At 33.8% G+C, this 13,136-nt stretch carries 16 protein-coding genes; 2 read left to right on the top strand and 14 right to left on the bottom strand.

Going from position 1 to position 13,136, the window contains the following annotated elements:
* Positions 1-25: 25 nt before the first annotated feature.
* The gene (locus EG348_RS13790; protein ID WP_123983596.1) at positions 26-637 is read left to right on the top strand and encodes a hypothetical protein; all 612 of its coding nucleotides are present in this window, start codon (positions 26-28) and stop codon (positions 635-637) included.
* Between the two features lie 918 nt (positions 638-1,555).
* Here the strand turns inward: EG348_RS13790 and EG348_RS13785 are convergent.
* The 12 genes from EG348_RS13785 to EG348_RS13730 all read right to left on the bottom strand — a co-directional run bounded on the left by EG348_RS13785 (position 1,556) and on the right by EG348_RS13730 (position 10,561).
* Positions 1,556-1,822: a tetratricopeptide repeat protein gene (locus EG348_RS13785; RefSeq protein WP_123983595.1), complete on the bottom strand. Its 267-nt coding sequence runs from the start codon at positions 1,820-1,822 to the stop codon at positions 1,556-1,558.
* A gap of 293 nt (positions 1,823-2,115) precedes the next feature.
* Positions 2,116-2,367, bottom strand: coding sequence for a hypothetical protein (locus tag EG348_RS13780; RefSeq protein WP_123983594.1), 252 nt, complete (start codon positions 2,365-2,367; stop codon positions 2,116-2,118).
* Positions 2,368-3,002: 635 nt separating this feature from the next.
* Positions 3,003-3,386 carry a helix-turn-helix domain-containing protein gene (locus EG348_RS13775; protein ID WP_123983593.1) on the bottom strand — a complete coding sequence of 128 codons (384 nt, stop codon included), beginning with the start codon at positions 3,384-3,386 and terminating at the stop codon, positions 3,003-3,005.
* A gap of 66 nt (positions 3,387-3,452) precedes the next feature.
* Complete coding sequence (locus EG348_RS13770) at positions 3,453-4,190, bottom strand: hypothetical protein (protein ID WP_123983592.1); 738 nt, start codon at positions 4,188-4,190, stop codon at positions 3,453-3,455.
* Positions 4,191-4,211: 21 nt separating this feature from the next.
* Positions 4,212-5,228: a bestrophin family protein gene (locus EG348_RS13765; RefSeq protein WP_123983591.1), complete on the bottom strand. Its 1,017-nt coding sequence runs from the start codon at positions 5,226-5,228 to the stop codon at positions 4,212-4,214.
* Between the two features lie 6 nt (positions 5,229-5,234).
* A complete protein-coding gene (locus EG348_RS13760; RefSeq protein ID WP_123983590.1) occupies positions 5,235-5,900 on the bottom strand; it encodes a potassium channel family protein in 666 nt (221 codons plus the stop codon).
* 28 nt (positions 5,901-5,928) lie between these two features.
* The gene (locus tag EG348_RS13755; RefSeq protein WP_228414747.1) at positions 5,929-6,363 is read right to left on the bottom strand and encodes a hypothetical protein; all 435 of its coding nucleotides are present in this window, start codon (positions 6,361-6,363) and stop codon (positions 5,929-5,931) included.
* Between the two features lie 14 nt (positions 6,364-6,377).
* A complete protein-coding gene (locus EG348_RS13750) occupies positions 6,378-6,734 on the bottom strand; it encodes a DoxX family protein (protein ID WP_123983589.1) in 357 nt (118 codons plus the stop codon).
* Between the two features lie 60 nt (positions 6,735-6,794).
* Positions 6,795-8,168: an aldehyde dehydrogenase family protein gene (locus tag EG348_RS13745; RefSeq protein WP_123983588.1), complete on the bottom strand. Its 1,374-nt coding sequence runs from the start codon at positions 8,166-8,168 to the stop codon at positions 6,795-6,797.
* 50 nt (positions 8,169-8,218) lie between these two features.
* Entirely contained in the window at positions 8,219-8,629 is a 411-nt protein-coding gene (locus EG348_RS13740) for a DUF2490 domain-containing protein (RefSeq protein ID WP_164463297.1), read from the bottom strand.
* Positions 8,630-8,981: 352 nt separating this feature from the next.
* Entirely contained in the window at positions 8,982-9,737 is a 756-nt protein-coding gene (locus EG348_RS13735) for a type 1 glutamine amidotransferase domain-containing protein (RefSeq protein ID WP_123983586.1), read from the bottom strand.
* Positions 9,738-9,805: 68 nt separating this feature from the next.
* The gene (locus tag EG348_RS13730; RefSeq protein WP_123983585.1) at positions 9,806-10,561 is read right to left on the bottom strand and encodes an SDR family oxidoreductase; all 756 of its coding nucleotides are present in this window, start codon (positions 10,559-10,561) and stop codon (positions 9,806-9,808) included.
* A gap of 814 nt (positions 10,562-11,375) precedes the next feature.
* Here EG348_RS13730 and EG348_RS13720 point away from each other — a divergent pair.
* Positions 11,376-12,212 (top strand): hypothetical protein, encoded by an 837-nt coding sequence (locus EG348_RS13720; protein ID WP_123983584.1) that lies wholly within the window; start codon positions 11,376-11,378, stop codon positions 12,210-12,212.
* Between the two features lie 182 nt (positions 12,213-12,394).
* Here the strand turns inward: EG348_RS13720 and EG348_RS13715 are convergent, their stop codons facing one another.
* Positions 12,395-12,670 (bottom strand): hypothetical protein, encoded by a 276-nt coding sequence (locus EG348_RS13715; protein WP_123983583.1) that lies wholly within the window; start codon positions 12,668-12,670, stop codon positions 12,395-12,397.
* Between the two features lie 313 nt (positions 12,671-12,983).
* Entirely contained in the window at positions 12,984-13,073 is a 90-nt protein-coding gene (locus EG348_RS21900; RefSeq protein ID WP_262696682.1) for a hypothetical protein, read from the bottom strand.
* Positions 13,074-13,136 lie beyond the last annotated feature (63 nt).

Raw genomic sequence — 13,136 nt, 5'->3', positions numbered from 1 at the left:
TCAAATCTTAATAAATCTAAAATAGATGAAGTTAAAACTTTCAATTTTGACCCTTCTTACTTTTTTGCTAATGTCAAGTTGCAAAGAAAAAATAAAGGAACTAACTAAAGAGCAAGACCAAAAATCAATTTCACAACCTGAAAAAGAAATATTAGTTACGGAAAGACCTCTTGAAAAAACGCAATTAGAGATACAGGGCGACAAGATTATCGTACCTGATTTTAGATTAGAGGTTAATCTTTCAGACAAAGCTGTAAAGAAATTGAAGGAAAGTAAAGAATCTGTTATAGCTTCACTTTATTTATACGGAGATGTTGCTGATGAAAATTTAATACCTAAAAAGTTTAAAAAACTATTGGGGCCAACAGGTATTAAGCTTACATCGCTTGATATTGAAAAAAAAGAGATCAACCAATCGAATGAATTTCAGGTCACAAATATAAGTTTCCCAAAGGAATTGTATGATCTACTAGCTAGTAAAGATGTTTTAATAAATATCAGTGTTTATAGTGGAAGAAGAACATTTAAAGATAATATTCTTTACATGGAAGCATATGATTCAAAACTAAGCGACATCATTGCTCATAGTAGTTTTATCAATTTAAATGGTCGTTTACTCACTGAAGGCTTTAATTAAAAATTGTTATTTTTCAATAGCCTCCTTTCGATTTTTACAATCTTAAAAGGAGGCTTCTTTTTCTAGCTTTAATATAAAAACATCCGGACAACTTTTGGATTATTGTTTCTGTAGGATAACTTTACTTTAATAATAATATATTTTGAAACTTTTGTTTCATCATAATCTTTTTTCAAATTATTGATACAATATGAAGGATTAATGCCCGTTTCTTTTTTAAAAGTGATTGTAAAGACCTCTCGTGAGAAAATCCCGAAATTTCAGCTAAATAACTGATCTTATATTCTCTATAGTTGGGATCGGAAGCAAGTAAGTTGACCATATAGTTAATCCTTAGATTATTAATGTAGCTATTGTAATTCTTGTTTTTAATTTTCTTAATGATTTCAGAAAGAGATCTGGTATTGGTGTTTAGATCATGAGCAAGCGAAGTGAGGCTAAGGTCTTGTTTTAAAAATTGTTGACCATCTTCAAAAAGTTCCAATTTTTGTAATATACTTTGAACAGTAGCATCTATAATATTAATCGATTTATCATTACAATTAGTAGGGTTATTAGTTGAGTTATTGTTTTCGACTGTACTCTCTTTTTTTTAAAATTATCAATGATCTTCTCATACTTAAGATGAAGTTTTTGCTGATTTCTTTTCCATAAAAAATATAAAATAATTAATGCACATACAATTGGGACAAAAATGATGGTCAGTATTTTTTTAAGACCGCTTTCATGAACTTCACTCTGTTTATCAACAATATGTTGTACGGGAGTATTAATCGTCTTTTTTTCTGCATTAACCAGACTGTCGTTAAGTTTGGTGTACAAGTGCATGTATTTTTTAGAGGTTTCTTTTTCGCTAAGTTCCACATAGGATTTAAATAAAACCCCATAAATATCTCCACGTATGTACGGAGCTCTGACTTACTTTTCTAACACTTTGGCCTGTTCAGCATAATTAGTAGATTCCTCATATTTCTTTTGATCGTAGTAGAGCCAAGCAAATTCATTAAGAACGGTTACTTTAAGGTTTTTGTTTCGATTGTCTTTTTTGCAAATAGCAAGTGCCTTGGAAAAATATTCTTCTGCTTCCTTAGTCTTTTTGGATGCGTTACTGGTCATACCCAAATTAATATAAGTTAGTGCAAGAGTAAAGCCTTTTTTAACAGCATAATCGTTGCTGTTATACACTTTTATGATGGTCTCAAGGCTTTTTCTTTGGCAGAAAAATAACAGAGTCTATGGGAGCATTAATATTGGCAGCGTGACTAGCAAAACCTATGTAAATTAAAGACATTTGATAGTACTTGTAATTTTTTTTGTAATTTTCTCTGTAATATTTAGTGCTTTTTTAAACTCTTTTAAACTTTCTTCATTAAAGCCCAATTCAGTATATAATGAAGCTCTCAATCGGTAAGTACTCGCAAGGATCTCATTATTTTTCTCCTCAATTGAAAGTTTTTGTATTATTGTACTTAGTTCTATTATTTTTTAAAGTTTCCATTATCAAAATACTTGGTCATCATTATATTACCGCTCTCTAATATTCCCAAACGACAATTAATATTTTTTGAATCTTTATATGTTTTTTCAGCAAGCTGCAAAGATTTAATAGGATTACTTAGTGATACATTGCTTGCAATATTTATATTTCTATCAATTTCCTGCTTAGTGATTGTTTGTCCGTTAAAAAAACATGATAGTAGAAATAACTGTAAAAGACTAATTTTTTTCATGAAATTAGTTATTAAGTTTTGGTTGCGAAATTAAGTTTTATGTTTGTATAATCGCTGAAACTTCAGCAGCTATTTTAACAATTTCAAATTTTATTCAGTGAAAAATTATATAACAACTATTCTCCTTAATGCAAAGTCGTAGATAAACGCATCATTAAGAATTTAATGGAAATGAATTTACCTTTATACTTAAGCAAATAATTACTAAGCATCAACTCTTGTAAACAGACACTATTAGCTCAATATAGTCAAGGCTTATAGAAAGGGAGAGATTCCGAAAATCTCACAATCATTATTTTGCAATTTCTGCGTAAAAAACATCATTGTATTAAAATCAATTTTCTTTAATGACCAATCTGTAATTTATTATAATATGATATTGAGCTTATGAAATCACGTATAACATTAAAATCGATGACCTCTGTAGTAAAAATCCCTAATTGAAAATACATACAGCACAAATAAAATATTATGAATAAGGAACAAATTAGAAATTATTAGAGAGCAAAAGATTACTTCTCTTCAGGCGCCACCTTAATTATCTATTTTAGTTTAGAGCAAATTAAAAACTAAAATCAAATTTTGAAAAATACAAACTAAAAATCAAATGAAGATTAAATTGACAAACAAAATCATCACTTATAATGCATCTTACGAAACTGCCCAGGGGTTTGGCCAGACCAGTTTTTGAAGAATTTTGAAAAATTTGAAGGGTCATAGGTTAATTTTCGGGCTATTTCTGCAATGGACAAATTGGTGCTTATCAACATTTTTTTTGCTACTTCTATAATCTTTGAATCATAAAAATGACAGGGATGATTGCCTACTTCTTTTTGTACAGTATCTGTAAGATGTTTATGAGAAACAGCTAATTTCGAAGCTATCTGACTTATTTCTAGAAATTCTGAAACCCGCCCGTTGATTACATCATCAATATGCTGGTCCAGAAAATTAAAATATTGTTGGGTTATTTCTGTACTTCTTGAATTTGAATATTTTAAAGTAGAATCCTTTTGCATTCAGTAAAATTATTTGTTTTTTTTATATTTAGAAAAATTGTAGAAGGATTATTACCTCCCTTTTGTTTATTTGTAATATTCTGTCATCAGGCTTTTCCGTTCATTGGTCTGTAAATTAATATATTCAAATTTTTTGTACTGGCAGAATGAGCCTGTATCCTTATCACCATTAATGAATATACCACCAACCAAAATTACATATTTACATGGATAATTGGTTTCTTTTACCAATACTTCTATCCTTTCATCAATAGCTTCATACATTACTTCCGTAGCTTCAAATATCTGATTCTCTGCATTTATGATTCGATTTTTCTGATGAAGGAAGATCTGCTCAATGGTATTCATCTGAAAGTCTAATGAAGTGATATTCCCTTCAATAATTTCTCCTGCCAAAAGTCTTCCCAATGCTCCTTTAGCAGCGCCGCAACACGCCGAATTACCATTCTGCCCTATTCTGCTTATTTCTCCGATAGTTCCATCTTTAGTAACCCCGATATGTGGCGCATAAAATACGATCACTGCCCCATCTTCCGGAACGTGATGAGCAAATGCATTCATTCCCGTGATTCCTGCAAATGGAAAACCGTCAAGACCTCCCAAATGAAAAGGACCCAACATCTCGTAAGCTCTTGGTGGATATTGTATCGCATTCACATCGTCACAACACATACTGTCGGCATGCATTAATTGGTTCGGTTTTAAGCCTACATGTTTTTCAATCGTGTCTAACAGGCGATTAACCGTATCGATGGATGTTAATGCTTTCGGATACCATTTTCTAACGGATTCTAAATTTTCCATAATTTGTTTGTGTTTATTTATTTACATTAAAATATTATTCTGTGCAGCGATCGCTGGTGGCAAATCTTTTTCGCCCAGCATTTCCCTTAAATCAATTTCTATATTTCTGCTTATCTGTGTAACAGGAATATCGTTGGCATTTCCTTCAAAAGGATTTTCTGTACTTTCGCCTATTTGTTCTAAAACCAAGAAAACCCAACCTAAAATCATACTAAAAGGAATAGTAAGCCAGATAATATTTTCACCAAATTTTTCGACAAGTTTTGAAAATTCACTAAGGAAACCAAATGGTAACAGGATACAAAACAGATTAGTGAAATACAAATTGATGCTCGAAAACTGCCTAGGATAAGGGAAATTTTTGATACGTTCGCATTTTCCCTGCTGGTCATACAATTCTTTTAGCTGATTTTCCAGAGCAATATAATTGTAATCTGATATATTGCCTTCTTCGTTAAGTTTTTTTAGCTCAGAAGATTGTAAAGCAATGATTTGCGTTGCCTGGTTTTTTGTTGATAAAATATATTGAAACTCTTCTTTACTGAGAAAGCTATTTAGTTCTTCATCCAAATTACTTTCCCATTCAGGTACTTTGTAATATTTGAGATATTCACGGTTGTAACTTTTTGTTTTTATATTTTCCCAGCTTTTAATTTCTCTAAGCTGAAAACGCAATGCAGTAAGCCACGCAAAATGACGGTGAATAATCTGTTGATGTAATTGTTTTTCAAGGACTTTATCTTCTGAACGGATAAAATCTTTTGTCATGATCCCAAAGGCTCGACTGTTATTGATAATGGCTCCATAAACCTGTCGCGCTTCCCATGTACGGTTGTAAGTCTGAGTATTCTTGAACCCGGAAATAAACGCAGTCGCTGTTCCCAACAAGGCCACCGGAACCCAAGGAATCGCCAGCCATTTCCAATCAAGAAAATAAAACAGAAGCGTCGGAATTATACTTAATATCAACATTTTATAAATCTTAACTCTTGTCCAGGGAATAAAATGCCTGAGTTTGTAATGAGAACTTATATTCATATAAATTTAATTTTTTGAAGAGAATTTACTTATTAATATCCCCACCAAAACGACCGTGTAAAATTGCCCTGTAACTCCAATAAACGCTGTAACAAGTTTGGTAATGTGGTGATTGGGCGTAATGTCTCCAAAACCAATACTGGTAAACGTTATAGAGCAAAAATAGACCAGATCTGTAAATATACCCGCTGGCGAAGAAGTATCTATTCCTTTAAAAGACAAAGGATTATAATATTCGAATGTTTGCAATAAGAAAACCGAGATCTCTATCAATAAAAAATAACCACATGCTGATGCCGAAATAATATCACTATTAATATATCCGGGCTTCAATAAAAAGCGAAGCAACTCTAAAAACAGAAATACAAAAAAAATAACATAATTAATATTAAGGAAAGTAAAATACCAAGCTACATCTTTAAAAGCCGGAATACCGATGGGCAAAAGCAGTACGACAATAAAGTGAAGGTTCCTGAGCCAATGTCTCCAACTGTGTTTGCCAGTAAATATAAAAATGCTTCCCAGTCCCAATATCAGCATGTTGATCGGCCATACAATCCGGGTATAGAAATCGAGATCAGTAAGAAAAACACCTATGAACAGGTGTTGAATCAGTGCAAAAAGCAATAATTCGTATTTTTTACTTTGAAAAAAAGCTATTGTTTCATTCATCGAATTAGAATAGATGTAAGAACTTAAACTATTCAGCCTGCCCAATATCTAATCTGTCAAATTTACCATCACCATTAATGCTAAACTTAAAATAGGTTTTGAAATCGCCCCAGCTTTCTGTGTGGAAATTTCCGGTAATATCTTTTCCTTCATTTTCCACCTTTTCTATGCTGGTAAATCTTTCGTGTCCACAGGCTTCTTTTATAAAATTTTGAAAGTTGCGGGGACTGCCGTCATCATACAGTTTTGCATCTGCAGTAAAATTTGATAGAAATGTTTTGCTGTCACCATTTTGCCAAGCATCGAAAGCGGCTTTTACAGTTTTGTTTGTAAGTTTGTTCGTATCCATTTTTTGTATTTTTTTAATTGTTGTTTTTTCTGTTTTTTGAGTTTTTGATTGTCCACAGGCCGTAAGCGAAAGACTAACAGCAAGAACAGTAATCATCGGAAATGTTTTCATCATTGAAAATTTACTGTTTATAATGAGCCGTTTTTAAGTGGATGCTGTAAATAAATAATTATTAGATTCAGCAAAAGAAATGGCAATTCTATTGCCACGCCTTTCAAATCTTTGTCAAACAGATGAAAGCAGATAATTAATAAAATACCGGCTGCCATTAAAAAATTGCCCCAAACAAAGGTTTTCGGAAAAATAATCAGCAAGGCACTCAACATTGTTGCAGCTCCGATGACCATTAAACCCGTTTTATTGATGTTCCATTTGCCAAACATTTCTATCATTTCCGGTTTTCCAGAAAACATTGCCCACCCCTGTTTCAAGCCCATAAATATGGCAACAAGCATTAACACTGAATTAATAATTTTTAGTATCATATTTTTAGTTTATAGAATTGCTTTTAGAATCAGATCGATGGTTTCTACTTTTATATTTTCTCACCCAAAAACACTTAAATTTTTCGTAATATCCTTGCCTTCATACGGTGGAAAAACGTCTAGTTCCAAATCGGGATTTCCTATCAACATCGCTTTTGTATTACTTAAAGTATCAAAACCGGCCTTGCCATAATATTTGCCCATTCCGGCATAGCCAACACCGCCAAAAGGCAGACTGTCTATCCAGCAATGCAGATTGGTCTGGTTGATGCATCCACCGCCAAAAGAAACCGAATTTAAGAAATAATCGATATTCGCCTGATTTTTGCTGAAGAAATAAGCTGCCAAAGATTTTGGTTTACGCTTAATGATCTCTACAATTTCTTTTAGATCGTTGTACACCAAAATCGGAAAAACTGGTCCGAAAATTTCCTGTTGCATGGCGGGATCTTCCCAAGTGCTCGGATATAAAATAGTTGGCTCAACATATCTGGCTTTTACGTCATATCTTCCCCCTAAAACTACTTTTTCGGGGATGATATAAGAAGCTACCCTTTCGGTATCGTGTTCACTGATCATCCTTGCAAAATCAGGGCTTTGACTTGGGTCTTCGCCATACATTTTTATAACAGATGCTTTCAGTTTATCCAGAAATTCGTCGGCAATACTTTCGTGTATATATACATAACCCGGAGCAATACACCACTGACCGGAAATCGCCAAATGTCCCCAAGCAATGCGATCTGCAGCAATATCAAGATTGGCAGTTTCATCAACCACGGTCGGGTTTTGACCGCCTAATTCCAAAACTATTGGTGTAAGATTTTCAGCAGCAGCGCGCATGACTACTTTGCCAACAGCAGAACTTCCTGTAAAGAAAATAAAATCGAAAGGCAGCTCTAATAATGTCGTGATTTCCTCTCTTCCTCCGGTAACAATATTTACAGCTTCAGGTTCAAAATATTTTGGAATAAGATCCTGAAAAAGAGCTGCAACGGTAGGTGTTGTATTTGCAGGTTTAAGAATAACAGGATTTCCCGCTGCCAAAGCTGCTATGGCAGGGTCGAGCAACAATAAAATCGGCGCATTGAATGGGCCAATGACCAAAGTTACCCCAAAAGGTTCTTTGTAAATAACCCCTCTGTTCCCGGTTTCTTCCAATCCTTTTGGTATGGAAACCAGCTCGGGAGTCATTAATTGTTTAAGATTTTCCTTGTAGTATTTTATATTTCCTAATGGAACTGTAATTTCGAACAGCTGCTCAAATGGAGGTTTATTAAAATCTGTTTTCAGAGCCTGGCAAAAGGTTTCCTGATTTTCAGTAAGCATTTTTTCCAACCTGTTGAGTTGATCCATCCTCCACTCATAGGTTTTGGAAACATCGTTATAGAAAAACTTTTTTTGTGTGTCGAAAAGTGATTGGTACTTATTCATATTTTTTTGTTTAATGGTTTAAATTTCTGAATGATAATTCTGTATCGTAGCTATTTAAAAAGTCCGAAATTTTCCAATGGAATCGTAAAAACCAGCCAGCCTAAAATTTTGTTTCCTGTTGCTTTATCGCTCCGGTACATCAACATTACCTGTGGAGTAAGCCATTTTATGAGTTTTATATCTCCACCTAAAATAACACGGTTGCGTGTAAACTGTCCGTTATCCAAACTCAGATATACTTCGTCGTGTAAAAAAATGCTTACCTGCTTTTTAAAAATTTCAGTCTTGTGAATTACTCCCAATCGGTTTCTGTAAAAGGAAAGATCATCTGCATTACTCCTAAATCTATGAAAATAGGTGTTCCTATCTGCGATAGTCCAGTTTTTTGCAATCGGAAAAGATAGCGTAGCCATTGCCAATAGTTGGTTTTCTACGAGTGTACTGTCTTTTTCCAAATCCACATTTACATGGGTATAGCCAGGTGTAAGCGTTAAGTATTTTATTTATTCTAAAACTTGGCAAAACCAAAAGTGCCTTTACATGATCGGTAGGGCTAAAACCGCCATAAATAAGTAATTTATTGTTTTTAGGAATATCCATACTCACCGGCCACCAAAAAGGAACTCACACCATCAATATCTTGAGCCTTAAAAAATTGCATCGAAAAAGTAAAAAACACAGTTAGTGCAAGTGTTTGTAAGAGTTTCGGATATTTAGTTTTTAATTTCATTTGTGTTTTCCAAATACAGGCAGGATAAAAAGAAAACGAAAAACAGATAATATTCTATTTCCCGTTTTCATTGAAAAAACAGCTTATTCTGATAAAGCTTCAATAACTAATTGAGATGCCAAAAAGCTACTGTGCTGTTGTTGTGCGGTAATTAATCTTCCATCTCTGATTGCAAAGGGCTCTAACGGGCCAGCTACTTCAAAATTGGTGTTTGGATTTTTACGGGCTTCTGTTTCGATGGTATAATCATTTACCGTCATTCCAAACATTTCATTAATCATATTTTCTTCGCTATCAGCAAATCCTGTCCAGGTCTTTCCATCTGCGAGAAGTGTCCCGTCGCTCAATTTCGTCCATAATAGCAAAGATGTTCCGTGGCAAATTAAACAAGTTATTTTCCCTGCTTCATAGAAATCTGCTATTAATTTATGTAGTTCTAAATCATCTATAAAATTGATCAATGGAGCTCCACCACCCGACACACAAACTGCATCATAATCGGCAACGTTGATATCCGCAATAGAAAATGTGTTTTCCATCCATTTTCCAAATGTAGTATGATGAACAAAACCTATGCTTATTAAATCATTTGGATAAGCTCCTTTTGGGTTTTCTGGATTGCTATGTCCATCAAATACTACTTTTCCGCCTTTTGGAGAAGCAACATCTACGTCATAACCCGCATTGATGAAATCGAAGAATGGTCTTGTCATTTCTTCGGCAAAAAATCCAACCTCCATCCCGTGGAGTTGTGCTGCATTGGAAACCAAACACAAAACCTTTTTCTTAGGGAAAGTATGCTTGGGCTGTTTTCTGATTACATTATTTTGTTCGTTCATTATTTTAAGATAGATGTTGAAAATGAAAAAACCAGATGTTAAATAAATAACAACTGGTTTTTAATCAATTATCTGGTTGTATAGCCACCGTTTGCAAAAATAGTCTGCCCTGTGATCCACCATCCGTCAGTTACTAAAAACTCCACTAATGGAGCAATATCTTTGATGTCAGTAAGACCTCCTAAAGCTGAAGCGGATTTGTGATATGCTACTGCATCAGCACTTTCCTGTCCGTAGAAGAAAGGTGTATCCATAGGACCGGGAGCAACTGCTGTTACTGAAATCCCTCTACCTCCGAATTCCTTAGAAGCTGCTCTTGTGAAATGCTCTACTGGAGCTTTTGCACCCGCATAAGTCGAATACAAGCCTGTATAAGCTGCTAATAATGAAGTAACTATGGTACAGACTTTACCGTTATCATTCACTTTTTTACCAGCTTCCTGCAAAAAGAAATATGCTGATTTTGAATTGATGCCGAACATCAAATCATATTCTTCTTCAGTTGTTTCTGTAAATGGTTTTTTCAACACCATCCCAACCGTGTTTATGGCAATATCGATGCCTCCGAATCTAGCCATGGCTTCATCAAAAAATTTGGTGATATTTTCTACTTGGGTTAGATCACCTTGAAATAAAAATGCTTCAGCACCCAAAGCCTGAACCTCATCCAAAGTTTTTTCACTTTCAGCTTTAGAACTTTCGCTGTTGTAATGTATGGCTAGTTTTGCCCCTTTTGCTGCAAAATCTTTGCTTAGTAATCCTCCTAAATTTTTACCTCCACCGGCAATTAAAACTACTTTTCCTTTAACATCGTGTGTTGACATAGTTGTATATTTTTATTATTAACATTTACAAAAATCAACAATAAAAACCATATTTACATGGTGAACTTTTCGGAAGTTGTGAGAATTTCGTAATTCCTTTTGTTCTTTTATTCTTATCAATCAGTCATGCTGGTCCATTTTTTAAAGAACTAAGAAAAATTTGAAGGATTATAAGTAGTTAGTGCTTCTGCAACCTTCGTAGAAGAATTTGATGTTACTAGCATCAGCTTTGCTTTTTCAATAATTTTCAAATCATAAAAATGACAGGGGTGGTTACCCAGCTCATTTTTTACAGTATCCGTTAAGATGATTGTGGGAAATTGCTAACTCAGAAGCTATTTTATTAAGCTCCATAAATTCAGAAACACGATGTTTAAGCACATCATCAATATGTTTATCTAAAAAAGCTAGATATCTTTCAGTAATTTCTTTCTTTCGGTCAATATTATCATCAGTAAACATGTGTCGCGAGTATATTAACAAATATAGTTATTAAGATCCTTTCAAAAGATATTTGTAAAGCAAACTTTCTAATGTACTAGTATAATTAAACAGTCCGTAGTATCCAACTGGCATTCAACGATAAATTACAGCAGTACTACCAGTAATTTTTGTTTTATGATTCTATGCTGTAGACGTAAAAAAATAAACAGCTTACCCTCTCATAGACATTAAACGAAGGAAAAGTCAGAAGAAAATTTATTATTACACTGGATTTTATGTATTAAAAGAATTGGCTTGTTATAATTAAATTATTATTGATAAGCTGTTTTAAAAGAATTAAAATTACTATTTTTGATTAAACAATCATATTATGAAATTTTACATTATCATTTTTTTTGCTTTCTTTTCAACCGAAACTTTTGCTCAAGGAAATCAGACTAGTAAAGAAGATATCCTTCAAAAAAACAGTGGAGAAATACTCAAAGGCAAAATTCTACGGATCACGGATAACGAAATCACGTTTATCTATAGTGGGGAAACTGCAGAGTATGTGATTAAAAAGATTGATGTTGCTAAAATTACCCATTCTAGCGGGAGGGTGGAAGATTTTGTTCAAAATCAAACAGCACAATTGCGTCAGAAAGATCCCATATCAATGGTAGCCAGTTCAACCGAACATCATAACCGTATTGCCATCCTTCCGTTCACCTTCCTACTGGACAACCAACAAGGTGCGGAAGAAATAGGAATTAAAGCACAACAAGATGTGTATGATTTCCTTTCACAACATTCGTCAGGTTATAAAATTATTGATCCTCGAACGGCTAACGCAGCCTTAATTCAGGCAGGTGTAACCCGCGAGAAAATAATGGGTTTTACAATGAAAAACCTCTGCGATATTTTAGGCACAGAATATATTATAGAAGGCACAATAAGCCAGACAAAAGGATACTTGTCCAGTTCGACCTTTGGCAACAGCAATACAACTATTAAAGGAGATGGAGACAAGGTCAAAGCAAAAGGTATTTCCTCGTCGATTAGTGACAGTTCGCAGCAATACGATGTTAAAGTGACTTTACAAATCTACATGGATAACAATGCCAGTATTTATAACAATAGCCATAAAGCCTTTTGGACAACAACAGATGGATCATATACCGCCCCATTGGAATATATTTTAAAACGATCTCCTTTGTATACAAAATAATGGGCGTTTCCTAAGCTTGTCATTTGGAAGCTTATTAATGTCGGTCATGTTATGTCCGCAGATTGAGTTTCACTTGGCCAATTGTATTTAAATTTTATTCAAAAAAAGTACTTCTTACAAACATCCAATCATTTGCAGTAAGGGCAGTACCACTTTGATATAATTATAATAATGCTATATTATCATTCATCATCCGGAAGGTGTGTAATGTAGAAGCGCGTATATTGATAATCTGGAGTTTGTGAGAAAGGAAGATTATAATCTTCACCTAAATTACAAGGACGATACCGGATCAGCCGATTGATGTTGTATGTGTACAACTGGTAACTTTTCGCTCTGAAATGCGTAAGAACTTTAACTGCGTTCAGATTTGCGTCAACTGGATTGGTCAATGTAAGATTTCCTTTTTCAAAATATTCATTCTGTATATCGATAATAATCAATACTTTTTCGCTCATTAGTATATACTTAGTATAAAACAAAATTAGCATCTATTTCACCGAAATCAAGGATCTATTTTTTTCCTTTATCAATAATATTTAATTTTTTTTATTGAGTCCTTTTGGTTTTTAGATTTATGAAATCGCATACCTGCAAAAGCATATTTGCATAATTTGAAAAAAAATCTTTAGGTTTCAGCAAACCCATCAACAGATTTTCATTTTGAATACAGGCTTTCCGGAATTGCCAGCATTTCTAGAATATTTGGATTATTTCTGTAATAATTCGACAATCCTCCCGATCTCATAGTACGAAATATCAATCGTATCATTAGAAATCTGCGAAATATAATTTAAACCAAAAAATTCTTCTTTTGGTAAAATATACTCCGCGAATATCTGTGTCCGAGTCTTCCGTCACCAGTCCGAAAGAGCGGCTTCCGGAGATGGACTGGAAGAGGATCAGTTCACGGGATTTTAGGCT

The sequence above is a fragment of the Chryseobacterium sp. G0201 genome, assembly GCF_003815655.1.
Taxonomy (GTDB): domain Bacteria; phylum Bacteroidota; class Bacteroidia; order Flavobacteriales; family Weeksellaceae; genus Chryseobacterium.
This window is presented reverse-complemented; position numbering and strand designations above follow the sequence as displayed.

What these genes read in the sequence shown, in the direction of transcription:
- EG348_RS13790 (WP_123983596.1), top strand. Translation starts at nt 26, where the DNA reads ATGAAGTTAAAACTTTCAATTTTGACCCTTCTTACTTTTTTGCTAATG.
- EG348_RS13760 (WP_123983590.1), bottom strand. Translation starts at nt 5,900, where the DNA reads ATGAATGAAACAATAGCTTTTTTTCAAAGTAAAAAATACGAATTATTG.
- EG348_RS13720 (WP_123983584.1), top strand. Translation starts at nt 11,376, where the DNA reads ATGAAATTTTACATTATCATTTTTTTTGCTTTCTTTTCAACCGAAACT.
- EG348_RS13775 (WP_123983593.1), bottom strand. Translation starts at nt 3,386, where the DNA reads ATGCAAAAGGATTCTACTTTAAAATATTCAAATTCAAGAAGTACAGAA.
- EG348_RS13755 (WP_228414747.1), bottom strand. Translation starts at nt 6,363, where the DNA reads ATGATGAAAACATTTCCGATGATTACTGTTCTTGCTGTTAGTCTTTCG.
- EG348_RS13770 (WP_123983592.1), bottom strand. Translation starts at nt 4,190, where the DNA reads ATGGAAAATTTAGAATCCGTTAGAAAATGGTATCCGAAAGCATTAACA.
- EG348_RS13715 (WP_123983583.1), bottom strand. Translation starts at nt 12,670, where the DNA reads ATGAGCGAAAAAGTATTGATTATTATCGATATACAGAATGAATATTTT.
- EG348_RS13765 (WP_123983591.1), bottom strand. Translation starts at nt 5,228, where the DNA reads ATGAATATAAGTTCTCATTACAAACTCAGGCATTTTATTCCCTGGACA.
- EG348_RS13730 (WP_123983585.1), bottom strand. Translation starts at nt 10,561, where the DNA reads ATGTCAACACACGATGTTAAAGGAAAAGTAGTTTTAATTGCCGGTGGA.
- EG348_RS13735 (WP_123983586.1), bottom strand. Translation starts at nt 9,737, where the DNA reads ATGAACGAACAAAATAATGTAATCAGAAAACAGCCCAAGCATACTTTC.
- EG348_RS13745 (WP_123983588.1), bottom strand. Translation starts at nt 8,168, where the DNA reads ATGAATAAGTACCAATCACTTTTCGACACACAAAAAAAGTTTTTCTAT.
- EG348_RS13780 (WP_123983594.1), bottom strand. Translation starts at nt 2,367, where the DNA reads ATGAAAAAAATTAGTCTTTTACAGTTATTTCTACTATCATGTTTTTTT.
- EG348_RS13750 (WP_123983589.1), bottom strand. Translation starts at nt 6,734, where the DNA reads ATGATACTAAAAATTATTAATTCAGTGTTAATGCTTGTTGCCATATTT.